The following is a 24,487-nucleotide window of genomic DNA, read 5'->3' as shown; positions in this document are numbered from 1 at the left end:
TCATTTTTTATGTAATAATAACCCTATACTAAAACAAGGGGAGGATTTTTTAGATGAAAAATGTAACCGTATTCATTTTTATGTTGGCTTCTACACTGCTTTTCATTTCTGGTTGTTCGAATGGGAACGACGAATCATCTGAAGGAAGCAGCGAATCGGGGGTCACTGAATTAAGCTTTTGGGCTCCGTTTAGCGGAGGAGATGCAGATTTTATGAAGTCGATGATTTCGGACTTTAACGAGGAGCATGAAGATGTGGAAGTCGACTACTTAACCGTAACGGATGATGAGTATTATACAAAGTTCCGTACTTCTGTTACATCTAATCAAGCCCCTGATATTGCTATTGCTCACGCTTCAAGAATAGCCGAACTGCAATCCGCTAATTTAATTGAAAGCATAGAAGGACCTGCAGAAGAAGCGGGAATTGACTGGGATACGTATAACGAGAACATTGTAAACGCTACGATGATCGACGATGAACATTACGGTGTTCCTTTGGACACACACGCCTTGATTATGTTTGCTAATAAAACCATTTTAGATGAGGCTGGCGTCTTAAATGATGATGGGATGCCTGAGGTAGGAGAAGGAGCAGAAGGATTTAAAGATTTTCTAACACAAATTCAAGAAAATACTGAAGATGATGTGTTCCCTCTTTCAGCAACTTCCAGTGGATATTCTCCATTGCGCATTTGGTGGACGCTGTATAGTCAAATGGGTGGAGAACTATTAAACGAAGAAGGTACGGAGGCCGCTTTTAATAATGAAGAAGGACTTGAAGCTCTAAGCTATATGGGAAGTCTTACTGAGGAAGAGTTGTGGCCGAAAAATATTCAAGATGGTGGAGAGATTTTTCAATCTGGAAATGCCGGCGTTCACATTAATGGTGTATGGATGACTGGAGTCCTTGAGCAAAATGATGATTTGGACTTTGTAGCACTGCCTATTCCTAATATGTATGAAGAAGAAGCGACTTGGGGAGATTCTCACTCCTTTGTATTGCCGACAAAACAAGATCAGGCTGATGAAAAACGCGAAGCCGCTATTCAATTTTCAGATTGGATCGCTGAAAATGCTGCGACCTGGGGAGAAGCTGGCCATGTTCCAAGTAAATCATCGGTTGTAGAGTCTGAAGAATTTCAAGAATTGGAATACCGCAAAGATTACGCAGAACTCACAGATTACGTAAGTTTTACTCCGAGCAATGAAAATATCACAGCAATCAATGATGCGCTTGCTGATCAGCTCTCTACTTTCACAAGTGGACAAACAAATGAAGAAGAAACGTTAGAGATGATGGAACAAGAAGTAAATAATATCCTTTCTGAATAAAGGAGAACGGAAGCAATAAAAGAAGGGTGGTCTTTGATAAGGGCCCCCTTTCTTTTTAAGGAGGCGAATTACATGAAGGACCTTTTCAGCAAAAAAGGAGACCATCTGGCTGCTTATTTATTTCTAGCTCCCTTTTTAATGATATATGGAATGTTTATGGTCTATCCGATTATAAAAGGAATGAAGATAAGCCTCAGTGAATGGAAGTTCGGTTTAGACCCTGAATTTGTTGGTTTGAAAAATTATAAAACGATGTTATCGGATGGCTACTTCTGGGAGGCTCTTGGGAATACGTTGTACTTCGTATTGATTTCAACTCCCGTGTTAATCATTCTGGGGCTGCTTGTCGCGCTGATTGTAAATAGTGGATTAAAAGGAACCGTTTTCTTGCGGGCGGGATTTTTCCTCCCATTCATTCTTTCTATTTCTGTAATGGCGAGTATCTGGGTGTTCATTTTTCAGCCATACACAGGTCTTATGAACTCTATACTACAGAAATTCGGAGTACAGCAGGAGATATTTTGGCTGAATGAACCGAATCTTGCCTGGATGTCGATTTTAATTGCTACGGTATGGTGGACGTTAGGTTTTAATATGGTTCTGTTCTTAGCGGGACTTCAGGAAATACCAAAAGAGCATTATGAGGCTGCCCAGATTGATGGTGCCGGCCCGGTCCGCACGTTCTTTTCGATTACATTGCCTTCGTTAAAGAATGTCATTTTACTTATCGTCGTTTTGCAAACGATTAATTCATTCAAATTATTTGGACAGCCATATTTGATGACAGAAGGTGGTCCGGGAAGTTCAACTAGACCGTTGGTACAGTACATCTACGAAAAAGGCTTTGTTGAACAAGATATGGGAGTAGCTTCATCCATGTCTTACGTATTGTTCGCTATTACCATTCTTGTCGCAATCATTCAATTTAAATTCTTCACAGGGAAACAGGAATAGGGGGGAGATTAATGACAGCACGCAAGAGGAAAAAGATGAACGTAAGTCGGAAATTACTCTATATATTCAGCTATCTATTTATAGCCGCCTGGTTAATTCCTATCGTATGGATGTTTATTACTTCCATAACTCCTAGAGGTGAATCCGTCACCATTATTAGTGAGCTATTCACACCTCCTTTCACATGGGCGAATTACGAGTACGTATTAGAAAATGCGATGATTTGGAGATGGACCTTTAACAGCTTTTTTGTCGCTTCGATTACGACGGTATTAACATTACTGCTGACCTCTTTAGCTGCTTTTGCCTTGTCCAGGCTGAGATTTGTGGGGCGAAATTTAATTTTCTGGCTCATCATTGCAGGGTTAATGGTACCGATTGAAGCCATGATCGTTCCATTATTTCAAATCATGATCGAGTTGAATATAGTGAATACCTATAGTGCTTTGATTCTGCCGAACTTAGCTATGCCGTTAGGTGTCTTTTTATTAAAGCAATTCTATGATGGAGTACCAAATGAACTAATGGAAGCAGCAAAAATGGACGGTGCGGGTTTGCTGAAAATCTACTGGAAAATATTCCTTCCCTTATCCCGGTCAAGTATGGCTGCGCTAGGTATCTTTACCTTTATTATGTCGTGGAATGACTTCTTATGGCCCTTCCTGGCTGTAAATAGTGAATCTATGTTTACTCTTCCAGTGGCTATTCCGACCTTCCAAAGTTCATTTTCTTCGGAACTTATGATTCCGATGGCTGTTAACACATTAGCTAGTGTACCAGCGATCATTGTATTCATTTTATTCCAAAAACACATTATTCAAGGGATTGCTATGACTGGGATTAAGTAGCAGAAAGGAATCGATTCTATGAGAAATCAAATGACGTTATCAGGTCAATGGGATTTCAAAATTGACCCATTAAATAAAGGCGAAACAGAATTATGGCATAAGGGGATTGGGGAGAGTGAAATAATCACTGTCCCTCACATTTGGCAGCAAGATGAAAAGTATCTCGATTATAAAGGGGCAGCTTGGTATCAAAAGCGCATAGATGATGTATCTTGCTCTGATGAAAACGAGCTGTTTATATGTTTTCAGGCTGTCGATTACCAGGCAGATGTCTGGTGGAACGGAAATAAGATCGGATCCCATGAAGGAGGATTTACTCCTTTTGAATTTAGGATTAATAAGGATTTAATAGAAGAAAAAAACAGCTTAATTGTGAGAGTTTATGACCCGGCTGATAATGCTGAAATTCCAATTGGTAAACAAGGCAGCTGGTACACAAGAGTGAGCGGTATATGGCAGGATGTTTTTATCGAAGAACGACCTGCGCCATATATTTCAGAAGTTTTTCTAACTCCTATAGTCGATGAGGAACGACTGGAATTATCTTTTCTCTTAGAGGGTGAAACGAATGACCAGTCAATAACAGGCTTTCACTATTCCATCGCTCCTCACAGCTTGGGGTTAGAAAAATGGTCACAAGGCGAGCATTTTTCCGGCACCGTTTTAATGGAAGACATTAAAGTGGAAAACCATAAGGTTACTTGTCACATTAAGGTGCCGGGGATAAAAGTTTGGGAGCCGTCCCTCCCTTATTTATATGAGTTGAAAATTAGCTTGCTGGAAGGAAGTAAAGACAGCTCCACTACAACTTTCGGTTTTCGTAAAATCGAACAGCACAACAACGAATTGTACTTAAATAATGAGAAAATTTTTATTCGGGGGGCTTTAGACCAGGCGTTCTATCCAGACACTATATACATAGCTGATTCTGATGAGACGATCATTAAGGAAATAGAATTAGCTAAGGAGATGGGATTTAATTTATTAAGAAAGCATATCAAAGTAGAACTTCCACGTTACTTATATTGGGCCGATCGCCTCGGTATGCTGATTTGGGCAGAACCACCGAATTACGTGAAGTGGACGCCTCAGGCAAGAAGAAGATTTATTCAAGGTTTAAAAGATATGATTACGCGTGATTACAACCACCCTTCTATTATTATATGGTCCGTGTATAACGAGGAATGGGGACTCGAATGGGACCTCGATAATGACAAAGAAAAGCAAGCACATGTGCAGCAATCCTACGAACTTGTGAAAAAATGGGATCCCACAAGATTAGTTTGTGATAACAGTGGATGGTCCCATATTCAAACGGACATCAACGATTATCATCGATATTTTGTTTTGCCGGAACAACATAACCAATGGAAGGAAGACGTACACTCACACATTATTGGCGAACCTGACAAAAACTTTGTGCCAGGTTTTCAATCGGATAACGAGCCGCAGATCGTATCAGAGTTTGGGGTGTGGGGGCTTCCAGACGTTGATAAGCTGAAGAGCTTTTACAATGGGGCAGAGCCCTGGTGGTTTGTGAATCAGGGTGAACAGACGCATCAAGATGATTATAAAAGGCCCTCCACTCTATTCCAAAACTTCGATAAATTCGGGATATCCAAAGCTTTTCAAAACTATGAAAAGCTGGCCGTTTTATCTCAAAGAAGAATGTTTCGAGCGACTAAAGCGTTAATAGAAGAAATGCGTAAACAGTCAGAAATGGCAGGGTATGTCGTCACAGAATTTACCGATATTGAATGGGAAACAAACGGATGGCTGGATTTTATGCGTGAGCCGAAAGAAGGCTTTGAAAATCTAATTGATTTTAATGGGGCAAATGGAATATTTGCTGAGCTGCCGACTCATAATTACTGGCAGGGAGATCTCGTATCCATAGATTTGTTTTTACTTGCCGATCTTAAGAGGGAAGAACCTGCACAAGTGAAGTGGTCAATTGTAAAGGAAAATCAGGAGGAAGTACAATCTGGTGAGTCAGAACTGTTAGTATCGCATAATTTGACTACTCATAAGAATGCAATTGAATTTGAAGTGCCAGAGATAGAGAAACCTGTGTTTTTTTGGTTGAAGTTAGAGCTTTTCGTGAACGGTGTGAGGGTGGCGAAAAATGAAGAAGAATTAACCTTCACTCCCTCCTTGGAAATAGAAGATTTAAATATGTTTGTTGATGTTAAGGACGAGAATTTTAAAAACACACTTATGGAAGCAGGATTTTCTCAGCCTCAAGAGGAGATTTCCAATTCCTCCACTATTATCTCAGATTATTTGGATGACAAATTACTCAATCATGCGAAAAAAGGAGGCCAAGTCATTTTTCTGGCAGAAGAAGGAGATAAGATAAAAGAAAAAAGTATGTATACATTTAGAAAATTAGATTTAGGTGAAAGCTGGGCCAGAGCTTCATCCATGAATTACGTGGATAAAGAATGGTTTGGTGATCTACCTCTAAGAACAGAAATGGGATGGGAATTTGAGGGGATGTTCCCAGACTACGTCATTCCGTTTACAGACTATAAGAAAAATAGTAATAACCGTACAATTCATATGTTCGGAAACCCGTCCATTGCAGAAAGTGCTGACGTTATATCCGGGTATTTCCAGGGATGGCTCGGACAAAATGGCGGTACATTGATAGAGCAAAAATATGGAGAGGGAAAGATTTTAACGACGACATGGAAAATAAAAGAAAGCCTTTCCTCTTCCCCAATCGCCCAATATATTTTAAAAGGCATGATCCATAATCTATCTCAGAAAAAGGTAACGGTTAAAGAATGAGAAACAGATAACACTTTGATAGGCAGGAAGTGAGTGAATGAAAAGAACACTAGATCGGATAAATGAAGAGAAAATCGTGGCTATCATCAGGCTGGACAACACTGAACATATCGAGGATATCGTTAAAAGTTTATATAAAGGCGGAATTCGGGTGATCGAAGTGACACTTAACACGCCCGGGGCATTAACGTGCATAAACAAAATGAAAGAGAATTACAATGATTTAGTCGTCGGAGCTGGCACGGTGCTTGATAGTGAAAGTGCAGGCGCATCCATTCGGGCAGGCGCAGACTTTCTTTTAGCACCCACCTTAAAAAAAGAAACGATAGAAACAGGAAACCGATACAATATTCCTGTTATACCAGGCATTATGTCTCCGACAGAAGCTTTGACTGCCTACGAATATGGGGCGCAGCATGTGAAAGTATTTCCTGCCCCCTCGGTCGGTGAAAATTTTGCGAAGGACTTAAACGGTCCCCTTCCCTTTTTAAACGTCATGGCAGTGGGCGGCATTACGGTCGATAACGCAGCGAGATACTTTAAGAAAAACTGGAACTCCGTTGGAATTGGCAGTTCGTTAGTAAGCAGCCAACTGATAGCTGATAGAAATTTTGATGAAATAACAGCAAGAGCGGAGCAGTTTATTCAGGTAAGAGATCAATTTAACACTTACTAAAGAAGCGGGTGAAAAATATCATTATCATAATAGATTCCGGAACAACAAATTCACGAATTCGTCTTCTAGATGAAAAGGAAGTATCCATTATCACTTCTATAAAACTAGAGGTGGGCGTAAGAAATACAGCGATCGATGGTCATAACGAAAAGTTAAAACAAGAATTGGCGCAAGGAATTCAGCGACTGCTTAAGCAGCAGTCCATTTCCTCCCATGATATTTCGTATATAGTCGCGGCCGGAATGATTACTTCAAACTTAGGAATTCATGAAGTGCCACATATTACGGCCCCGGCTCGATTAGATGATTTTATTAAAGAAGTGCAAGTTGTAAAGACTGAGGAATTCTTAAATATACCTTGTCTTTACATTCCGGGTATGAAAAACGTGGTGGCTGATTCCTTAGAAGAAAATCTAAGTGTGATTAATCAATATGACGTGATGAGAGGAGAAGAAGTTGAAGCCTACGGGCTCCTTAAACAACTTTCTCCTAAAGGAAAAGGTCTAATGATACTGCCCGGATCTCACACAAAGTACGTTTTAATTGGCGAAAACAAAGAATTACTGAGCTGTCGATCCACGCTGGGTGGTGAAATGTTAAAAGCAGTGAGAGACGAAACCATCCTTTCTGATTCTTTAAATTCCACACTCGTTGAAGAGGTAGTTCCCGAATACCTTATTAAAGGCTTTCTCGCTGCTCAAAAAACAGGAGTTACGAGAAGTTTGTACCATATCAGGCTGCTTCAGCTCTTCTCCGAATTAAATGCGAACGAGCGAGCCAATTACTATGCAGGTGCCATCTTATATTACGATGTAGAAGCTTTGGAGCAAATGATGGAAAATGAACAAGTTAACTGGATAATGATCGGTGGGTCTGAACCATTAAAAAGTTTGTTCTATCACCTGCTGACCTATGTATATGAGAGCACAGAAATTCTTATGGCTGAAGAAGAGAAATCCGAAATGGCGAGCGTTTACGGAGCGGCCGAAATTGGACAATTATATCATTCTATTAATGAGGAGCTGTCTGAATGAAAATACTAGACTATGAACTTTTTCAAGTACCACCCAGGTGGCTGTTCCTAAAAATTGAAACAAACGAGGGTATTACTGGATGGGGAGAACCCGTTATCGAAGGAAGAGCTCATACCGTAAAAGCTGCGGTTGAAGAACTAATGGAACAACTCATCGGAAAAGATCCACTTCGTATTGAAGATCATTGGAACATGATGTACAGATCAGGCTTTTATCGTGGCGGACCGATTTTAATGAGTGCCATCGCGGGCATTGATCAGGCACTGTGGGACATAAAAGGAAAATATTATAATGCTCCAATCTATCAGCTGTTAGGAGGAGCCTGTCGTGATTCTATTAAAGTTTATTCCTGGATTGGCGGGGATCGTCCTTCTGATGTAGGTCAGGCTGCAAAAGAAGCAGCAGCGACAGGATTTACTGCGGTGAAGATGAATGGAACCGAAGAACTTCAATACATCGATTCGTACAGCAAAATTGACCAAGCCGTCGAACGAGTTGCAAATGTTCGAGAAAGCGTAGATCAAGATGTGGGGATTGGCATTGATTTTCACGGAAGAGTTCACAAACCTATGGCGAAAATCCTTGCGAAAGAATTAGAACCCTATCGTCCGATGTTCATCGAAGAACCGGTACTTTCAGAAAATAATGAAGCCTTGCGGGATATTGCAGCTCATACACATATCCCTATTGCGACAGGCGAAAGAATGTATTCAAGATGGGATTTTAAGTCGATTTTATCTGAAGGATTTGTTGATATTATACAACCTGATTTATCTCATGCCGGAGGAATTACAGAAACTAAAAAAATCGCTTCCATGGCTGAAGCTTATGACGTAGCTGTAGCTCCGCATTGTCCACTGGGACCCATTGCGTTAGCAGCCTGCCTGCACGTAGATGCTACAGCTCATAACGCCTTTATTCAGGAGCAAAGCTTAGGCATTCACTACAACAAAGAAAACGATTTACTGGATTATGTTAAAGATCGCAGCGTCTTTGATTACAAAGATGGGCACGTTAAATTTCCACAAGGTCCTGGACTAGGTATTGAAATTGATGAAGAGTATGTAAGAATGCGTGCGAAGGATGGCCATAACTGGAGAAATCCTGTATGGCGGCATAAAGATGCAAGTATAGCAGAATGGTAAAATGAATTCATAAATAGGTCGGCTTCACAGAAAATACATCGAGTATGAGACTTCTATAGTTTCATACTCGATATAAGCTTTTGTGTTCCTAATGTACATCAGGAAGTAAAGCTTGTTTATACCATCTTGTCTTCTTTGTTTAATAACTCCTGTAAATTACAGATAAATCGAATGAATTAAATGCTTTATCCCTATGATTGTCGTTTAACGCTCTTTCAATCTTCCTGCCATTCTCCCTATTCCCCCGCTTTTTCCTTTACTACAACAACTCTTACTTTAAGTCGATACAGAACCCCGCCAATTTAACGTAAAATAAATGGGATGATCCGAGGCATTTTTCATATCCTTCTTAAGAAAAGAAAGGTAATCTGCTGGATAAGTCCATTGATAAATGCATTCTACGTTGATTGGTTCATATTGCTCGAACGCATGAGATGACTTTCTTCGTATGTATATTCAACGTCTCCTGTGCCCCTTAAGATTTTCTAATAAATTCAAAGGTTAAAGCTGAAAGTATGAATGAGACAAGGATCATGATTGGGTTGACGATGATTAAAGCAATTAAATTCGTTTTATAATTAATGGGAACAAACATCTCCCACAGTGCCCCGACTCCTTTCCATAACACGTAAAAAAACATAATGGCTAAAGCAAGACGGATCACTTTTTCAAGCAGCTTCCTCAACGTTACGCCTCCCTCCCTTTCCAGTAAGACGGTGCCCCTTTACATCCAGATCCGATCACTAACATCAGGGTTATGATCAAAAGAAAAAGAGGCAGAAGGAGCAGGAAAGGTGAGTACTTCATGAAGATTTTTTCTTTTCGGATCATACCTATTATGGAACACGCAAAATTTCATCACCTGGCGAGAAGATAGAATTAATAAAACAAATACACCCAAACTTAATAAAAGTTACTTACCTTACTATTCTATAAACTAAACCTCTATTTTATCGTCTTTATGAATATCTTCCGTGCCAGCTTCCAATGCCGTCTCGTAGTACCAGCACTTATGCTCGATCAGTTCCACGCCTCTAATTCCTTTACATCGCGATCAATTGAATGTTTGAACAAAAGGAGTTCTTTTCTTTCAAACGAATAAAGGGGTTTATCACTTCGATAACTGCCTAAAGCTTTCTCAATGGTTCTGCTCATCTTTTCCGGGAATGAAATGACTCCCCATTCCCCCGCTTCTTCCTTTGATACGGCAGCCCCGGTTTTAACGTACAACAAGACGCGCAGCATATTTAATGTACAATAAATAGGGTCATTCTCTATATTTTCGATACACTCTTCATAATCGCCCATAACGGAAGATAAGTAGTCTGCTGGCGGAATCTCAGGAAATACTTCAGTGATGGGCGGCCCTGTAAGGCAGATGCCTCGCTGATTGATGATATGAATATGGGCAGCTAGATCCGGATCTGTTTTTATTTCTTCATTTATGAATATGGATGGATCGTTTGATAAAGCAGCTCTCCAATGCTCGCTGTAATGAAAATCAAACGGAAAAGGATGGGTGCTTTTATGTAATTGCTCTTGATGCAAGAAGCTGATTTCGATTGGATAAGGATCGTTAGAGTTTTTCAAAAAGAGTGCCGCCAGCCTCGCTTTTGTTTCATTCGATATTGGATGATGGGTGATTACGAGCAGGTCCAGATCACTGCGGCGGGGGTTGAATCCGCCCATGGCCAGTGAGCCGTGCAAGTAAAAGCCGAGGGGCTGGTCACCCAGAATGTATTTTGTCTCCTGTACAAGACGCCAAACGAAATTCTTTAGTTTGGAAGGGGCATTTTTCCAATCATAAGTCATAGAAGCACCTCCCTGTCTATTGCTCACATTTACCGATCATTTTACGGTTGTTCGTTTTCTCCCTCCTGAACTTCAATGTAAACAGACCCATGAAGGGAGTCATTGATATAGGCGTTTAACTTCCACATTCCGCTATCAGGCAAGGACATAGTTGAAGGAACGGAAGCATCTGCACCATTATGTTCTTTTACTGCGACAGGGACTTCGTCCAGCACATTCACTTCATCTCCCGATTCGTGGATGCCGACGACTTTTAAATCACCTTCTAACTCTTCTTCCTCCCCCCAGAAATGCCACATATACTTTTGGATTTTATCAGGATAAAATTTAGTGACTTCACTGCCATCATAAATAAAACCTACATGATCTTTCTCTCCAATCATCTGATAAGAACCTGATTCAAACCGTTCGCTTTCTTTCCATTCTTCTTCCGAACAGCCCGTTAACCATACAAGTAAAACAACAAGCAAAGGGTATAATTTTCTCAAGGGCTCCCTCCTTTTGGAAAAAATTCTCTATACTAATCATTCCAAATACTTACAGATAATGCAACCTTCTTCTTCAAGGCTATGGTATTGAAATCATATACGTGTTCCCCTTAAACTAACAGGCAGATTAGTTTAATAAGCAGATAGCAAACGGAGGATTTCCAATTGAGAACGGATGCCATAATTTTTGTTTTAAGTACGATTGTATGTATTGCGATGGCAATCTTTTTATCCAAATACCTTACAAACAAAGGGTTTAAAAAAGGAGCACTCATTATACCGAGTCTTCTTCTAGGAACTGGGTTAGGTGTGGTTATAAGCATTATGGCAGGCGGAACATTTGTAGAGTCTTTAGTGGTGATTGGAGTAATGGTGTTGATTTCGTTAGGGTACACGCTGGGTTTAGCAAGAATGAGAAAAACCTATCCATCATTAACAAAAAATAAATAGTTTCTACTTCTACTATAAACACCAAACTTTAATAGAGGGTTACCTTCATTAGGTAACCGCTCGTTTCTATATGACTTTTTGTTTTTTCATTCTGCCTACTCCTTTATTGAACCTGTCTTTACTCACTCTTTTTTTCTGCATAAACACCCACCAGATATTTTAAAATGTAGTAAACCATCAACACAACGACACCCACTAGAAATACGTTGTAGTCATCAAAAATCGTTGATGCAAGAACTACGGCTGCCACTAAATAGATGACGGCGAATCCCTGCTGATATTGTTTCTTTTTTGATAAATCATCAGGATTTTTTACAAAAAACACCCCTATCCACTCTCATGCCCCTTGTCATACCAAATTAGCGCTTTACTCTCGCTTTCCCTCACCAGCTGCTCTTTCCCCTGGATGTACGACGCTATATCATATGGGAATTGCTGAGCCATCTTCTGTTTTAACTCTCCATACTGCTGCTTTTCATAGGGATGCGTTCTGAGGTAATCACGAAACGCCAGATGCCGCTTGATTTCATGGCTATCTTCTTCATAAAAATGAACATGATGCGAGCGTTGATCGCCGCCTTTTTCAAAATACCTGCGCTGCGGGATCCCATTCTCCCCCTTAGGCGTGTACCCCATCTGCTTCATTTCTTCATTATATTGATCCACGAGCGTAATGTCTTTTACGACAGGCATGATGTCAATAATGGGTTTCGCCTGTAATCCTGGCACAGAGGTGCTGCCGATGTGGTGGATCTCAAGTATCTCAGTCGTGAATACCTCACGCAGCTTTTTCGCTTCTTCTAAAAACATCATCGGCCATTTTTCCAGATAAGGTTCAACTGCAACTTTTCTCAAAAAAACCACCCTCCGTCCATGTTAAAAAAGCGGGTTAACGGGACCTTTCTTCCTTCACGGTGCCATTTATGATATTCCTTAAACAATTGGTGAACATCATGTTCAAACCGACCTTCGACCAAATTCTTTACAGCTAGGAAGCTGCGCCAGTAATCGAACATAATGCCCGTCAGGCTGCCTTGATAGCTGGCATGTCCGAACGCATCCAATAAATGATCGCCGTACTTGTCTTTAAACATCTCGACCAATTGTGACTCAACCTCTACGATCTCTTGAAACTCTGAATCACTTAAGATGTATTTTCTTGCTAAGTAATCACACATCCCTTCCTCAAACCAGATGCTGTCCTCCCGCTCGTCCTCAAACTCATCGACAAATAAATCGATGTGATGCGTTAACTCGTGACCCGCGATGGTAAGTAATTGGTTGAGCGGCAGGTTATGATAATACTCTTCAATCGAAGCATTCCTTTTATCCTCCAGCTGATCGAGAAACAGCTTCTTCCAGGCTGATAAATCAGGAGTAAGGTAAATCGTATCTTTATTCGTAAACGCGGGAATCGGAAGGTCGGAAAATATGCTGGTTGCTGCCTCTTTGGACGTCCATACGAATGCTTTAGGCAGATCGTTAAGAGCAAAGTTTTGTTCTAAGTATTTTTGATAGTCGGTAAGTTGATCTTTGAAGTGTTCGATGACGGCTTCGTGTTGTTCATATTCTGTTTTAGATTCAAATGCGTAGAAATGTTTCATGGATGGCTGCTCCTTGTGAAGGTTTATGACTTAAGATTCTCTAATAATTTTAAAGATTAAAGCAGAAAGAATGAGCGATACGGCTGCCATTACGGGTACGACGAAAATGATGGCCATGAGGTTCGTTTTATAATTAATCGGTACAAATATCTCCCATAGTTCCCCCCACTATGTTCCTAACACGATAAAAAATCCGAGGGTCATAGCAAAATAAATCACTTTTTCAAGAAGCTTTCTCAATTTTATCTTCCTTTCTCTTTGGCTCATAATCTAACCCCAATCATCGGCCCCAGGCTGATAATCAAAAGAAGAAACGGCACCAGTAAAATGAAAGGAGAGTACTTCATGTAGCTCTTCTCTTTTCTGCTCAAAGCTATTATGGAAAAAGTAAAAGAAGCTATGTAGAGAATCAGCCCTGTGAAAAGAACCTGGCTATATTGAAAGATACCTAAGGGTGTAAAAGGCGTGATGATCAAAAACATACCTGCTAAACCTGATACGAGAGAGCATAAACTATTAATCTTTATTTTGGTTTTCGTTAAAGCCAAACTAATCACCTCCCCAGCTGCTACATGGCATTAGAATGATTTTCCCTTTCTTCTATTATTTTGAAAACAGGGGTTTTAGGGTATAGCTCTATATTCATACATAAGAGCGAATGTTAAAGGGGGAAAAGTAAACTTGAGTAAAAGAAAGAAGAAATATTTAGAACTTATCATTGTTTTCGTTCTCTTTTTATTAGTTACCCTTTTAACAGAATTACCAGATTACCTACTTGTTACATTAGTTACCTGGTTATTATTAGAGATATCGTCCATCGAATTTAAGCATAGGAGGAAGAAGAAATCCTCTGATTAATTTTAAATTTACTACGTGAATAACGAAAGTATGAGACGGCCCCATGCCCGGTCCATGTGTTTATTTCTGAGAAAATGTGGTATGATATAAGTAACAAATCATATAATAAAGAAATGACCACAGCGCGAACTGTGGTCAGATAGATACCCACTCTTCTGATAGGGGATTGGCGTTATCTATTCTGTAGAGAAAAAATAGCCCTTACCCATTTTGCCGAACAGGGGGGCTATTTTTTTGTGCTAAAAATAGCGACAACGACAGCGATTAACGTTATGATCAGTGAAGAAAAAGAAATCATAAGCGTTAAAGCCTCAAAGGTTGTCATGGAATCACCCCCTTTAGGGGACAACTCCAACCACCCTATCCTTTACCAAACGATGATAAATCGAATGGAGTATCTATTACCTATTATACCATAATCATCCATTAATCACCTTTGCTTCCAAAAATAAACCCCTTTGATATCAAGGTTCTTCAGCCATGTTTCACCTGCTGGCGTGGCACTCAGCCGGTGTTATGCTCCTCATTTTTTGTTCCGTTCTTTTTCTTATAAATCACGTAAATTACGTTGCCGATCACGATCAATAAAGAACCAGTCAGTGACCCTAATATAGAGAACGGACCAAGATTAAATATGAGACTTGCAATGGTTCCCCCAATAAACATCATTAAAGCATACCAACTAAGACGCCATTCAGAAGATAATATACCTTTCATATTTTCTTGCTCCCTTCTTTGATACCATATGTCACTTTTTCACCACTTCTGTACCAGATCCTTACCTGATCTTTTTCTATCGTAAACTCCCCATCAGCAAAGTGTTGTAATACTCCCCGTCAGATAACCATTTGTCGTTTTGTAAAATTCCCTCTACTTTAAACCCACAGCTCTTATACATACTGATAGCTTTCTCATTTGTTTCGAGGACACTTAACGTCATTTTTCTTATATGATTAGAATCTGCCCAGCTAATCGATTCTTTCAATAAGTTCTTTCCTATCCCATATCCCCAATAAGCCATTAACACACCTACACCAAATTCCACCTTATGCGAGCTTCTCTTTAATTCATTTCCTTCGCATCTAGAAAAGCCAGCAATTGCTCCTTTAACTTCAGCTACTAAAAATATATTGGTAAGACTGTCTGAGTCCTTCTTAATTATTTTCTGAAACCCTTCTTCGTCTATGTATGCTTCTCCCTGTACTCTATCCATATATTCAGTTTCACCATCGATCTGTAATCTAACTTCCGACAGGGCTTTAGCATCTTTGCATTCAGCGGACCTAATGAGGTATTGCAGATTATGAATAGCGTACTCTCTTGGTTTTACGATCATTTCAATCTCCTTCCTTAATACTTCTTCCCATATGAAAGATTTTACATTTGGAAGTGAAAGAGGCTTGCAATCGACCTTCCTACTTACTTATTTCCGACCCGAAATTTATGAACTCAAGTAACATAAGCAAATACAACGATAGAGAAACAGAGGATCCCGCTGCTCATAAAAATAATAGTGAAAATTTTTCAACCAATTGTGGCAGCGTTCATCATAAATAAGCTAATTGTTATCAAAGCCAAACATTCTTAAGATATAAAAACCCGTTTAATAAAGCACCACCCAGTAAAATAAATAATCCAATCATCACGAATCCATATGTAAAACCTCTAACCATCGAGAGTAAATCTAGAAACATATTTTTTATAGTATTTATAATAAATTGCAACTCAAAGTCACCCCCCCTTTTTATTCAATTGTAAAACAGTTAAATGGCGTTTAAACATTTCACTAAACTGCTTTGTTAGTGAAAAAGCGATCCTCCATATTTAACAATCGCTCCCTAGTGTTAAAGACTCATATAGAGATATCCTAAACTGCGTTAGAGTTCTTTTTAATACTTTCCTTACAGAACGTCTCAAGTGTAATTATATGGTAAAGTTGACACGGAGATGTTTTGGTTAAGTTTCAAATAAAAAGAGGTGACACGTAATGGGTGATTATGTCCTATTGATCCCGTTATTAGTTGTAGTTATTGCTGTGTTATATCGTTCAAATGCTTTCCGTAAGATTGTTAGATATATTGGTTATGGGTACTTCCTTGGACTGACGTTAGTCTTCATTATAGTGAGAGAAAGAATTAGTTATCTTTATGAACATCCTCCTATCCCTGATATTTATTGGGAGAAAAACTCAAATTGGAGTGATGCAGGACTGTTTCTATATTTAGTGCCAACAGTAATTATATTTTTCATCTTATTCTTTTCTTGGTTCAAAAGAGAGAAAGAATTAATAGAAAAACTCCTTATTCTCCTTTTTTTTATTGGTGTATTAGTATTAATTTTCGTATATGCCTTTTTCTTTAGTATGACTTTAGGTTATAGACCTTAAAGTAACTGCTTATAAGGGTACAGTTAAACTATATATGGGAAACCCTGATAAAAGAGTTTCCCATAACCACGCAATCACTAGGAGAGAAATCCCCCCTTCATTTATATCAATTGCATAGTATATGTAATACAAATTGGAAAAAAGTGAATTTATTACATTTAAGTGTAACATAGCAAAGTTAAAGAACAGCTCACTTCCTATCTTTATTTCGGCCCTTCAAAAACCTTTTGTAATTATTAAGTGAGTGGGCAAATATTCTTTATGGGATAAACGGTTCCATTAAACGAAAGACTTGAATCCAAGATAAACCTGCTATGATTTATTGTTAGAACTACCGTTCGTTAAATAAGAGGTTAATGTTTAAATATGTTTAAGGTTCTTGAAAACCGTAAACACCAACAAAAGTTAGGATTAGACTAACCAATAGCATTGCAATACTACAAATAAACAATAATATTCTGTACTTGTTCCTTTCAGCAAGACAAGCAAACAAAAAACCTAGAAAATTGTAGAGATTAAAAAATACAATAAACGCTGTACCTTTTGTTTCGAAAGTTAAGGTTTCATAAAGATTTCCACTATTTGAAATAGAAATAATCATACTTAATCCCAATAGAGTAGATATTACTGATACTATTGAAAAAATTCTCCTCATTTCTCTCAACCCTCTTTGAATATTCTTATTCTACGAAAGTACCTAGGATGAAATAGAAAGAAGCTTTTATTTATTATCTGCTAGGTAGTTCAATACTCTCATCTATAATTAGAATGGAACAAACGATGGTTAGAGATTCGCCCCGTTTGCTGAAGACTTGATTTCGAGATAACTTGGAGCAGAACTTAAACTAACGCCCCGATAGCCTTCTACACCTTAATATAAACTCCAATCCATTGTTTGTTGAAAGGTAATCAGACCGTAATCATTAACTTAACCTACTCTGTTAGCACAATAAGTGATAGTCACTATGCAGCTATCGCCCTCGTTTTTGGAAGACTTGAATTCAAGATATATTAAACATCATATCGTTTTGAAAGTTTTTCTTTATGTGCATGGAACACTTCTTCTAAGGAGATATCATATTTATTCGCAATAATGATGAGATTTCCTAATACATCCCCTAATTCTTCCGTTAACTCTTGTTTATTTCTTGAATAAGATTCATCCTTTTCGTCTGGACGATCTCTGCCTATCTCAAGAGATCTGATAGCCCGGGCTACCTCTCCCGTTTCCTCAGCTAAAAAGCCAATTCTTATAAAGATATCTAGCTCAGACCACCCTCTAGTTTCATAATATTCTTTGATCCATTGTTGAAACTCAGTAACATCCATTTTTACTCCTCCTTACATTAGCCATAGTTTAACAAAGGATTCTAAGTTTTGTATAATACTCATGGTGAATTTAGGAGGGATAGGATGAAAAGAATAGCTGTATTTTGCGGTTCAAGCTCTGGAGCATCTGAAGCTTACATAGAGGGGGCGAAAAAACTCGGGAAAGAAATGGTTCAAAGAAATATCACTCTCGTCTATGGCGGGGCAAGTGTAGGAATGATGGGAGCTCTTGCAGATACGATCTTAGAGGAAGGCGGACAAGTGATTGGTGTTATGCCCGACTTTCTGGAAAAGAGGGAAATCGCACATAAGCGCCTAACTGAACTAATCGTTGTTGAATCTATGCATGAAAGAAAAACCAAAATGTCAGAACTAGCTGATGGATTTATTGCTTTACCAGGTGGTCCAGGAACGATGGAGGAGTACTTTGAAATTTTTACTTGGGCGCAATTAGGACTTCACCAAAAGCCATGCGGCCTTTTGAATGTTAATCGTTATTTTGATCCACTTTTAGCTTTATTTAAACACATGACAAAAGAGCAATTTCTAAATGAAAAATATCTGTCTATAGCTTTATCAGACCCGAACCCATCTCGTTTGTTAGACCAATTTAATTCCTATGAGCCACCAAAAGTAAAGACTTATATCACTTCCAAAGATGAGACTTAACGCGAAACCACAGACCATTTTTTGTCTGTGGTTTCTTTTAAAATACTCGACAGGAGCTCCTTAAGTAACTAATCGCTCCCCCTATAATGGAATTATTAAGGAATAATCTTTAACATTTTTCATTATAGCCCTGAGGGGATTGCATAATAGAAGCGATTAAGCTCGCTGTTAACCTATTATTAAAGTGGTGGATTTTCCACACCTAATTGTATAAAATTTTATATTTACAGGGATTATAAATAGGAATGATCTCATTTAAATAGGAGGTAATTTAAATTAAAACATGGCTCATCTTCTTGTTAAACATCCTCTTAGCTACAGTTACTGCCTATATCATAGATTATTTACAAGGCATACCGATCAGGAACTGGATTCCCCAAACATATACCTCCATTTATACACTTGTGTTTTTATTAGTTCTTCCATGTTTGTGCTTACTCGCTTTTTCTTTAATAAAAGCAATAAGACAGTAAAGCATTGGGAACCCAACAGCGAAGAGTGGAAAAATAGTGATCAGCGCAAATTTCCCTTCGTCTAAATGAGCAGGGAAATTATCTGCGATGATAATGGATGTATAAAGAATGACAATAGCTGTTGGGAAAATCAGCTTTTCTTTCTTTTCAACTTTAAATAGATCCGCCATTGCGACAATCGCAGCGTAATAAAAAACAGCGGTTTTAAAAAAAACCCCTATAACCAAGGTAAGAACAGCTATTACATCAAGATGTTCAATAAGTTCCATGATCTCTATTCCTTGAATGGCACTCAACAAAGGAAATTGCGACCGAGTCACTACATCTACTCCAAGGACAGTTAAATTGATAAAAGTAGAATAAGTAATTAGAATTCCGCTTACCAAAATGCCGGATATCCCTGTCTTTAAAACTTTTTTTCTATTATTGATATAAGGAAGCAAAAAAGCAAAGGCGACCATCTCACCAAAGGGAAACATAATGGTTTGGGTGTAGACCGCTTGGATAACAGGCTCCCATCCAAACTCCAACACAGGTAACACTTGTTTTATATTTATCAGTCCAGATAAGAAAAAAAATAAGCTCCCAAGCATACTCAAAATGATCACGAGACCCCAAAAAATCTCGGCTGTCCTGGCAAGCACCTCCATCCCCTTATAAAGAACGTAAGCGATAGAAAAAATCATTAGCCCGCTAACAAACAAGCTGGGGGTTTGACTTAAAACAGTAGCGCCAATAAGTCCTCCTACATCACGCAAATCCCTGGCTGCAGCATAAATCAAAAAAGGAATATAGAGTAAACCAATAAACCCGCCGATATACTTTCCCAGCAGCTTTTGAGAGTAACCAATTAAAGATAGATCGGGATAAAGCTTGTAGAGATAATAGTAAATCATAAATAACAGGATCCCCCCAAATATACCGATAAAAATGGCGATCCAGGCATCTTTTTTTGCATCTAAGCCGCTTCCCACAACCAAAATTGTTCCAAATACAAATAAATTAAGCAAGGCAAAGAATTGCCCCGAACTTATTTTCTCCTTTACCACGGTCTCACCTCCCAATGTTTAGTCCCTATCGCCCCACTTTCTACTCCCTACGGTAGGTTTCTTTCCTCATTCCCGTCTTTATTACATAAGCGTCTACTTGGATATTGACTTCTAATTCAGGAAAAATCTCCTCATAATTTTTTTTAATATCTCTCCAGGCTTTTGGACGTTCACGATTGATAGCTTCCCCAAAGCCAAAAACATCACTATTTTCCTCTTTAGCTATCTCGATTGCTTTTTCGATTTCCTGTTTCGTTTTTTCTTCTAATTGTTTTTCAATGTCCAAAATCGAATGGCGGTCCGCTACGTCCATTTCGCAAAGCACTTCCTCCACTTCCGCTTCCTGCTTTACATGAATATCAATGGCAGGGGTCCTTTCTGTTTTAAAAGCTCGGAAAGTAGTTCGTGTATCTGTCACACTAATGGAAAGCGCCTTTGTTTTTTGATTACAATCTAGAGTAACAATTGCCCTGTCAATTTTATTAATTACATATAGAATGCCACGGGCCTCCTCCCTATCTACCCAACGAACAAGCTTACCTTTTTTAAAAAGCGCCACCCCCTCAGATTTAATAAGGGAATTGGGTGTAGTTTGTTCTATATTTGACTGACTTTGTCCGTCTTCTGATTGCCCTATAATACTAACCCCACTGGCAAGAGGTTCAATTCCCTCGCTAGTGAATTTCCGGCCAAACTCTAACACTTTTACTGAAATCGTTTCTCCTAATGACTCTCCAGATACTTTACTTGTTTTTAAAAGCTTTTCAGCAGGGATCTTTTCTAATGGAGAAAGAATGCTTAATGTATTTTTGGCCGTATTGTCTTTAGCAATGAGTACCCTGGGGGTGGACCGAAACTCCTGATTCCTTTCTAATAAATCAAAGATGTCTTCTATTCCACTTCTCGCTAATTCTTCACCGATGATGATCACTTGAGTATAAGGGAAAAATGTTTCCCGCGGAGTTTGCTGAGATATTCTCCTAATAGCTGATACAAGCGTATCCCCTTTGGCTGAATAAATCGTTGTTGTAGAGGAACGTCCAGATGCAGCCTCCTTTCCTCCAACGACCTCTGGCGGATTAATAAGTTCAATGGTCACTTCATATCTTCCTTCATCTTCAACCTTATCGATACCTAAGGCTGCCACAATAGAGAAGTCATCCATTTCTTTCCTATCCCAGCATCCTGTCAATAATGCACAAACTACAGCTAACATAAGAAAAACAACCAACAATCTTTTAGCCATTAGAATCCCCCTCTTTGTTCAAGGGGTTCGCCGTATTTACAGTATTGTCTCGTTTGAATGTAAACTTTTGTTTTACTTTTGGTGGAAGTCTCACAAATGTATCTGCCTGAGCCGCTAAATTGAATGGAGATAAAGGTTCTAAGTAAGGGACACCAAAAGAGCGCAGACTATTCATATGAGCTGCCATCATGATTACAAGTAAAATCATTCCATAAAAACCGGCAGTAGCTGCTGAGACCATGAGTAAAAACCGAAGAATTCGGGCTGGTATTGCGATTGAAAAGGACGGGACAGCAAAACTTGAAATCGCCGTAATCCCTACGACGATAACCATCGCTGGAGAAATGATACCCGCTTGGACAGCGGCTTCTCCAATGACAATGGCCCCCACAATAGAAACCGCCTGCCCCACAGCTCGCGGCATACGAACCCCTGCTTCTCGTAATATTTCAAAGGTGACTTCCATTATTAAAGCTTCAACAAATGCCGGGAAAGGCACCCCTTCCCTCTGAGCAGCAAGATTAATAAGTAAAGGAAAAGGAAGCATTTCCTGATGATAAGTTGTCAATGCGATATAAATCGAAGGGGCAAATAAGGAAAGAAAAAACACAAAGAATCTTAATAACCGTAAAAGAGTCGCAATATCTGCTCTCTGGTAGTAATCCTCCGGTGATTGGAAAAACTGAAAAAACGTTGCAGGAGCAATAAGCACGAATGGGGTTCCATCAACTAAGATAACCACTCTACCATCAAGCAAATTTCCTACCGCCGCATCCGGACGCTCTGAATTAACCAGCTGTGGAAAAGGGGTACTCGTATGATCCTGAATAAACTCTTCAAGATTACCTGATTCAATAATAGAATCAGTGTCTATTTTTTCTAATCTTCTCTTAACTTCTTGTATTAAATCATCTTTGGCTATGCCCTTCATATACATAATTGAAATATTTGTTCTTGAAACTGTACCTATTTGAAAGGTTTCAACCCTCAAATTTACATTTTTAATCCTTTTTCTAATCAAGGTAACATTTACTTTCAAAGACTCTGTGAACGAATCTTTAGGTCCTCTAACAACCGTTTGAGAAGTCGGCTCTTGAATGGCACGCTCTTCCCATCCTTGTGTTTCCCCGCTGAGGACTTCGTTCCATCCATCAATCATAACCAGCGTACTACCTGAAAGAATAGTCAGAACCAGTTGGTCCCAATCATTTATAACCTTCACATTAGAAAGGGTTAGCGCATTCATCCTCAGTTCGTTAAACACATCCTTTTTTGGTGTGTTTTTGTCAAAATCTGAATGATTAAGTTTTAAGGATTCCAGAATGAATTCGTTTACCAACGTTTGGTCAACAAGTCCATCCATATAAATGGAAACCACCCTAATGTCCTTTTTCATTCCCGTATTCAATTCTCTTATGATGATTTCAGAATTATCCCCAAACTCATCTGAAAGTCGTTTGATATTCTGTGAAAGATCATCAGAAATAGGCAATTCTTTCTGCGAATTGCCTGATCTAGTCTCCTGTTTTTTTTTGTGAAATGGATTCCAGTCAAATTTCATGATTCCCACCCTATCCAGGAATTACCTCTTTTATCCATTTTCGCCAAAAAGAGAGGGAGAATATACGTGCAAAATACAGTTTTATTATCTGTCATTTGACTGGATCGTGGAAGTGAGTTTTAAAACAGCAAGAAAGACTGCCCGATAATGCGGTCGCTGAAACTACATGAAAAGTGATTAAGACAGAGTTTGTTTATGGAGAAACCTTTAACTCCACTAGTTGTATCTAAACAAATAAGAACCTAAATAGTGTTATCTTAGTATATTTCGAAACTGAGTCTTCCAGATAACTGCCCTTATATGGAAGACCTGAATTCGAGAAAACTGTTCTTACTATAAATTATTTTTATTACTCCTTACTACAGTAAACTGCTTCGTTGAGCTAACACACTGAATGGCCCTACGCTTTCACAGCCTCACGCTCATCTACTTGTTTATCAAACTTTTTCACAGTATAAAAACTCATAAAACACAATCCCCCAGTAACCATAAGCATGATAAACACCCCAAAGATGACTGACATTTGAATCGATACGAATTGAGCAGCCAGCCCAATAGAAATCGTGGCGACTATGATAAAAAAAGCTTCGATCAATCCATAGATACTTGCTACCCTCCCCATTATGTGCACAGGGATGCGATCCTGGTAGAAGGTGTGAAAACCTGTATTGGCGAATGCGAGTGAAAAGGACAGCAAGACGAACCCTAACGCAGCCATTGCAAAATGAGTTGAAAATGCGTATACGATATAGCCGACAGAAACAAGTAATGAACCCAGCCCAATTAAAAATGATGTGGTTATTTTTCTAGCAAATAAGGCGTTCACAACAGCCCCTGCTGCAATTCCAAATCCTGCGATACTGACGAGAAAGCCGTACTCCGTGTCCGATAACTGCAACACTTCCTTAGAAAACGCCGCCTCTAACGAATCTAACGCTGCAGCCATAACCATCATAAGGCTGAACAGAAAATAAATCGCCATCACATAGGGAAAGTTCCGAGTAAACAGCAGCACGATATTCCTATCCTGCTTTAGCACTCCTAATGATAGCTTCTCTTGTTTCACGGATGAATCCGCTAGTTTAGGCAGCATCAGAGTAATCAATCCTGACCCTAAAAAAGTTAAAGCATTGACGTAAATCGCCATGTAAGGAGTGCCCAACATAAACAGCAAACCAGCTATGGCAGGTCCCAGCAAAAAGCCACCAGAATCTATGAGACTTCTAAATGAATTGAACCTTTTTTTATTTTTGGAAGGGATCCATTTAGTTATGTAGGTCATAGAAGCAGGTTCAAATACTGAGCTTCCCATGTTGATTAGGAATACGAGGGAATAGATCAGCCATAAGGATGAGAATGAAGGAAGCATAAAGATCAGTAAAGCCCTTATGATATCCAGCCCTACCATAAGGTTTCGCTGGTTCAGGCGGTCAATGATGGTTCCCGACCAGAAATTTGTAAACAGAGTAGCAAGTGGTTTTAAAATATAGAGAGCGGCAACAGCGAGAGGCGACCCCGTCATATCTAATACGATCAAGTTTAGTGCGATTAAATAAATCCAGTCCCCTATATTCGATAATCCGATACCGAATAGTAAAAGAAAAGGTTTTTTCCACGATTCATTCATACAAAATCCTCCTTCGCGATTGATTTTGACAATAAAAAAACCCCACCCCCAAGACATGTCGTCTTGGAGGCGAGATTATCGTTTCATCGCGGTGCCACCCCAGTTTGTTAATACGTCGCCATATTAACCTTGTCAGGTACGCCAGCTGACC

26 protein-coding genes and 1 other annotated feature (1 of these 27 only partly in view) are annotated in these 24,487 nt (G+C 39.2%); of the genes, 11 read left to right on the top strand and 15 right to left on the bottom strand.

Going from position 1 to position 24,487, the window contains the following annotated elements:
- Positions 1 to 53 precede the first annotated feature (53 nt).
- The 7 genes from IEV27_RS10965 (at position 54) to dgoD (ending at position 8,784) form a co-directional block, all read left to right on the top strand.
- On the top strand, positions 54 to 1,334 hold the full coding sequence (locus tag IEV27_RS10965) for an ABC transporter substrate-binding protein (protein WP_188377499.1): 1,281 nt from the start codon (positions 54 to 56) through the stop codon (positions 1,332 to 1,334).
- 72 nt (positions 1,335 to 1,406) lie between these two features.
- Positions 1,407 to 2,288 (top strand): carbohydrate ABC transporter permease, encoded by an 882-nt coding sequence (locus IEV27_RS10960; protein WP_188377498.1) that lies wholly within the window; start codon positions 1,407 to 1,409, stop codon positions 2,286 to 2,288.
- 11 nt (positions 2,289 to 2,299) lie between these two features.
- Entirely contained in the window at positions 2,300 to 3,136 is an 837-nt protein-coding gene (locus tag IEV27_RS10955) for a carbohydrate ABC transporter permease (RefSeq protein WP_188377497.1), read from the top strand.
- A gap of 18 nt (positions 3,137 to 3,154) precedes the next feature.
- Positions 3,155 to 5,929, top strand: coding sequence for a glycoside hydrolase family 2 protein (locus IEV27_RS10950; protein ID WP_188377496.1), 2,775 nt, complete (start codon positions 3,155 to 3,157; stop codon positions 5,927 to 5,929).
- 37 nt (positions 5,930 to 5,966) lie between these two features.
- Positions 5,967 to 6,605 carry a bifunctional 4-hydroxy-2-oxoglutarate aldolase/2-dehydro-3-deoxy-phosphogluconate aldolase gene (locus tag IEV27_RS10945; RefSeq protein ID WP_188377495.1) on the top strand — a complete coding sequence of 213 codons (639 nt, stop codon included), beginning with the start codon at positions 5,967 to 5,969 and terminating at the stop codon, positions 6,603 to 6,605.
- An 8-nt stretch (positions 6,606 to 6,613) separates the two neighbouring features.
- Positions 6,614 to 7,639: a 2-dehydro-3-deoxygalactonokinase gene (locus tag IEV27_RS10940; RefSeq protein WP_188377494.1), complete on the top strand. Its 1,026-nt coding sequence runs from the start codon at positions 6,614 to 6,616 to the stop codon at positions 7,637 to 7,639.
- Positions 7,636 to 8,784, top strand: a complete 1,149-nt coding sequence (dgoD, locus tag IEV27_RS10935) for a galactonate dehydratase (protein ID WP_188377493.1) — start codon at positions 7,636 to 7,638, stop codon at positions 8,782 to 8,784. The genes IEV27_RS10940 and dgoD overlap by 4 nt, the downstream gene beginning before the upstream one ends.
- A 475-nt stretch (positions 8,785 to 9,259) precedes the next feature.
- Here dgoD and IEV27_RS10930 read toward each other — a convergent pair whose 3' ends face one another.
- The 3 genes from IEV27_RS10930 to IEV27_RS10920 all read right to left on the bottom strand — a co-directional run bounded on the left by IEV27_RS10930 (position 9,260) and on the right by IEV27_RS10920 (position 11,084).
- Positions 9,260 to 9,469 (bottom strand): hypothetical protein, encoded by a 210-nt coding sequence (locus tag IEV27_RS10930; RefSeq protein WP_188377492.1) that lies wholly within the window; start codon positions 9,467 to 9,469, stop codon positions 9,260 to 9,262.
- Positions 9,470 to 9,804: 335 nt separating this feature from the next.
- Positions 9,805 to 10,596, bottom strand: coding sequence for an aminoglycoside adenylyltransferase domain-containing protein (locus tag IEV27_RS10925; RefSeq protein WP_188377491.1), 792 nt, complete (start codon positions 10,594 to 10,596; stop codon positions 9,805 to 9,807).
- A 41-nt stretch (positions 10,597 to 10,637) separates the two neighbouring features.
- Positions 10,638 to 11,084: a DUF4871 domain-containing protein gene (locus IEV27_RS10920; RefSeq protein ID WP_188377490.1), complete on the bottom strand. Its 447-nt coding sequence runs from the start codon at positions 11,082 to 11,084 to the stop codon at positions 10,638 to 10,640.
- Between the two features lie 165 nt (positions 11,085 to 11,249).
- On the opposite strand from IEV27_RS10920, the gene IEV27_RS10915 reads away from it, so the two are divergent.
- Positions 11,250 to 11,534: a hypothetical protein gene (locus IEV27_RS10915; protein WP_188377489.1), complete on the top strand. Its 285-nt coding sequence runs from the start codon at positions 11,250 to 11,252 to the stop codon at positions 11,532 to 11,534.
- 118 nt (positions 11,535 to 11,652) lie between these two features.
- Here the strand turns inward: IEV27_RS10915 and IEV27_RS10910 are convergent, their stop codons facing one another.
- From IEV27_RS10910 to IEV27_RS10895, 4 genes are all read right to left on the bottom strand, one after another.
- The gene (locus tag IEV27_RS10910) at positions 11,653 to 11,859 is read right to left on the bottom strand and encodes a hypothetical protein (RefSeq protein ID WP_188377488.1); all 207 of its coding nucleotides are present in this window, start codon (positions 11,857 to 11,859) and stop codon (positions 11,653 to 11,655) included.
- Positions 11,860 to 11,861: 2 nt separating this feature from the next.
- Positions 11,862 to 12,389, bottom strand: coding sequence for a GrpB family protein (locus tag IEV27_RS10905; RefSeq protein WP_188377487.1), 528 nt, complete (start codon positions 12,387 to 12,389; stop codon positions 11,862 to 11,864).
- Complete coding sequence (locus IEV27_RS10900) at positions 12,386 to 13,138, bottom strand: hypothetical protein (RefSeq protein WP_229735147.1); 753 nt, start codon at positions 13,136 to 13,138, stop codon at positions 12,386 to 12,388. The genes IEV27_RS10905 and IEV27_RS10900 overlap by 4 nt, the downstream gene beginning before the upstream one ends.
- A 263-nt stretch (positions 13,139 to 13,401) precedes the next feature.
- A complete protein-coding gene (locus IEV27_RS10895) occupies positions 13,402 to 13,686 on the bottom strand; it encodes a hypothetical protein (protein WP_188377486.1) in 285 nt (94 codons plus the stop codon).
- Positions 13,687 to 13,819: 133 nt separating this feature from the next.
- Between IEV27_RS10895 and IEV27_RS10890 the strand changes: the two genes are divergently transcribed.
- A complete protein-coding gene (locus IEV27_RS10890; protein ID WP_188377485.1) occupies positions 13,820 to 13,996 on the top strand; it encodes a hypothetical protein in 177 nt (58 codons plus the stop codon).
- 226 nt (positions 13,997 to 14,222) lie between these two features.
- On the opposite strand, the gene IEV27_RS20085 is transcribed toward IEV27_RS10890, so the two are convergent.
- The 3 genes from IEV27_RS20085 to IEV27_RS10875 all read right to left on the bottom strand — a co-directional run bounded on the left by IEV27_RS20085 (position 14,223) and on the right by IEV27_RS10875 (position 15,332).
- On the bottom strand, positions 14,223 to 14,294 hold the full coding sequence (locus IEV27_RS20085) for a putative holin-like toxin (RefSeq protein WP_373868097.1): 72 nt from the start codon (positions 14,292 to 14,294) through the stop codon (positions 14,223 to 14,225).
- A 206-nt stretch (positions 14,295 to 14,500) separates the two neighbouring features.
- Positions 14,501 to 14,713 (bottom strand): hypothetical protein, encoded by a 213-nt coding sequence (locus IEV27_RS10880; protein WP_188377483.1) that lies wholly within the window; start codon positions 14,711 to 14,713, stop codon positions 14,501 to 14,503.
- Positions 14,714 to 14,789: 76 nt separating this feature from the next.
- Entirely contained in the window at positions 14,790 to 15,332 is a 543-nt protein-coding gene (locus tag IEV27_RS10875) for a GNAT family N-acetyltransferase (RefSeq protein ID WP_188377482.1), read from the bottom strand.
- 651 nt (positions 15,333 to 15,983) lie between these two features.
- Between IEV27_RS10875 and IEV27_RS10870 the strand changes: the two genes are divergently transcribed.
- A complete protein-coding gene (locus IEV27_RS10870) occupies positions 15,984 to 16,382 on the top strand; it encodes a hypothetical protein (RefSeq protein WP_188377481.1) in 399 nt (132 codons plus the stop codon).
- A gap of 1,011 nt (positions 16,383 to 17,393) precedes the next feature.
- On the opposite strand, the gene IEV27_RS10865 is transcribed toward IEV27_RS10870, so the two are convergent.
- Positions 17,394 to 17,711 (bottom strand): MazG nucleotide pyrophosphohydrolase domain-containing protein, encoded by a 318-nt coding sequence (locus IEV27_RS10865; protein WP_188377480.1) that lies wholly within the window; start codon positions 17,709 to 17,711, stop codon positions 17,394 to 17,396.
- Between the two features lie 84 nt (positions 17,712 to 17,795).
- Here IEV27_RS10865 and IEV27_RS10860 point away from each other — a divergent pair, with 84 nt between their 5' ends.
- Positions 17,796 to 18,380 carry an LOG family protein gene (locus tag IEV27_RS10860; RefSeq protein ID WP_188377479.1) on the top strand — a complete coding sequence of 195 codons (585 nt, stop codon included), beginning with the start codon at positions 17,796 to 17,798 and terminating at the stop codon, positions 18,378 to 18,380.
- Between the two features lie 394 nt (positions 18,381 to 18,774).
- Here IEV27_RS10860 and IEV27_RS10855 read toward each other — a convergent pair whose 3' ends face one another.
- From IEV27_RS10855 to IEV27_RS10840, 4 genes are all read right to left on the bottom strand, one after another.
- Positions 18,775 to 19,902, bottom strand: coding sequence for a GerAB/ArcD/ProY family transporter (locus IEV27_RS10855; RefSeq protein ID WP_188377478.1), 1,128 nt, complete (start codon positions 19,900 to 19,902; stop codon positions 18,775 to 18,777).
- A gap of 40 nt (positions 19,903 to 19,942) precedes the next feature.
- Positions 19,943 to 21,148: a Ger(x)C family spore germination protein gene (locus IEV27_RS10850; protein ID WP_188377477.1), complete on the bottom strand. Its 1,206-nt coding sequence runs from the start codon at positions 21,146 to 21,148 to the stop codon at positions 19,943 to 19,945.
- Positions 21,141 to 22,709, bottom strand: a complete 1,569-nt coding sequence (locus tag IEV27_RS10845; protein WP_188377476.1) for a spore germination protein — start codon at positions 22,707 to 22,709, stop codon at positions 21,141 to 21,143. Before IEV27_RS10845 ends, IEV27_RS10850 begins: the two co-directional genes overlap by 8 nt.
- A 400-nt stretch (positions 22,710 to 23,109) precedes the next feature.
- A complete protein-coding gene (locus tag IEV27_RS10840; protein WP_188377475.1) occupies positions 23,110 to 24,336 on the bottom strand; it encodes an MFS transporter in 1,227 nt (408 codons plus the stop codon).
- Between the two features lie 62 nt (positions 24,337 to 24,398).
- Positions 24,399 to 24,487: a binding site (T-box leader), on the bottom strand (it continues 173 nt past the right edge of the window).

It is taken from the genome of Halobacillus andaensis (assembly GCF_014636475.1).
GTDB classification, from domain to species: domain Bacteria; phylum Bacillota; class Bacilli; order Bacillales; family Halobacillaceae; genus Halobacillus_A; species Halobacillus_A andaensis.
This window is presented reverse-complemented; position numbering and strand designations above follow the sequence as displayed.

Excerpts from the sequence above, each read along its gene's own strand:
- IEV27_RS10965 (WP_188377499.1), top strand. The coding sequence starts at position 54 with ATGAAAAATGTAACCGTATTCATTTTTATGTTGGCTTCTACACTGCTT.
- IEV27_RS10960 (WP_188377498.1), top strand. The coding sequence starts at position 1,407 with ATGAAGGACCTTTTCAGCAAAAAAGGAGACCATCTGGCTGCTTATTTA.
- IEV27_RS10955 (WP_188377497.1), top strand. The coding sequence starts at position 2,300 with ATGACAGCACGCAAGAGGAAAAAGATGAACGTAAGTCGGAAATTACTC.
- IEV27_RS10950 (WP_188377496.1), top strand. The coding sequence starts at position 3,155 with ATGAGAAATCAAATGACGTTATCAGGTCAATGGGATTTCAAAATTGAC.
- IEV27_RS10945 (WP_188377495.1), top strand. The coding sequence starts at position 5,967 with ATGAAAAGAACACTAGATCGGATAAATGAAGAGAAAATCGTGGCTATC.
- dgoD (WP_188377493.1), top strand. The coding sequence starts at position 7,636 with ATGAAAATACTAGACTATGAACTTTTTCAAGTACCACCCAGGTGGCTG.
- IEV27_RS10925 (WP_188377491.1), bottom strand. The coding sequence starts at position 10,596 with ATGACTTATGATTGGAAAAATGCCCCTTCCAAACTAAAGAATTTCGTT.
- IEV27_RS10900 (WP_229735147.1), bottom strand. The coding sequence starts at position 13,138 with ATGAAACATTTCTACGCATTTGAATCTAAAACAGAATATGAACAACAC.
- IEV27_RS10880 (WP_188377483.1), bottom strand. The coding sequence starts at position 14,713 with ATGAAAGGTATATTATCTTCTGAATGGCGTCTTAGTTGGTATGCTTTA.
- IEV27_RS10875 (WP_188377482.1), bottom strand. The coding sequence starts at position 15,332 with ATGATCGTAAAACCAAGAGAGTACGCTATTCATAATCTGCAATACCTC.
- IEV27_RS10870 (WP_188377481.1), top strand. The coding sequence starts at position 15,984 with ATGGGTGATTATGTCCTATTGATCCCGTTATTAGTTGTAGTTATTGCT.
- IEV27_RS10865 (WP_188377480.1), bottom strand. The coding sequence starts at position 17,711 with ATGGATGTTACTGAGTTTCAACAATGGATCAAAGAATATTATGAAACT.
- IEV27_RS10860 (WP_188377479.1), top strand. The coding sequence starts at position 17,796 with ATGAAAAGAATAGCTGTATTTTGCGGTTCAAGCTCTGGAGCATCTGAA.
- IEV27_RS10850 (WP_188377477.1), bottom strand. The coding sequence starts at position 21,148 with ATGGCTAAAAGATTGTTGGTTGTTTTTCTTATGTTAGCTGTAGTTTGT.
- IEV27_RS10845 (WP_188377476.1), bottom strand. The coding sequence starts at position 22,709 with ATGAAATTTGACTGGAATCCATTTCACAAAAAAAAACAGGAGACTAGA.
- IEV27_RS10840 (WP_188377475.1), bottom strand. The coding sequence starts at position 24,336 with ATGAATGAATCGTGGAAAAAACCTTTTCTTTTACTATTCGGTATCGGA.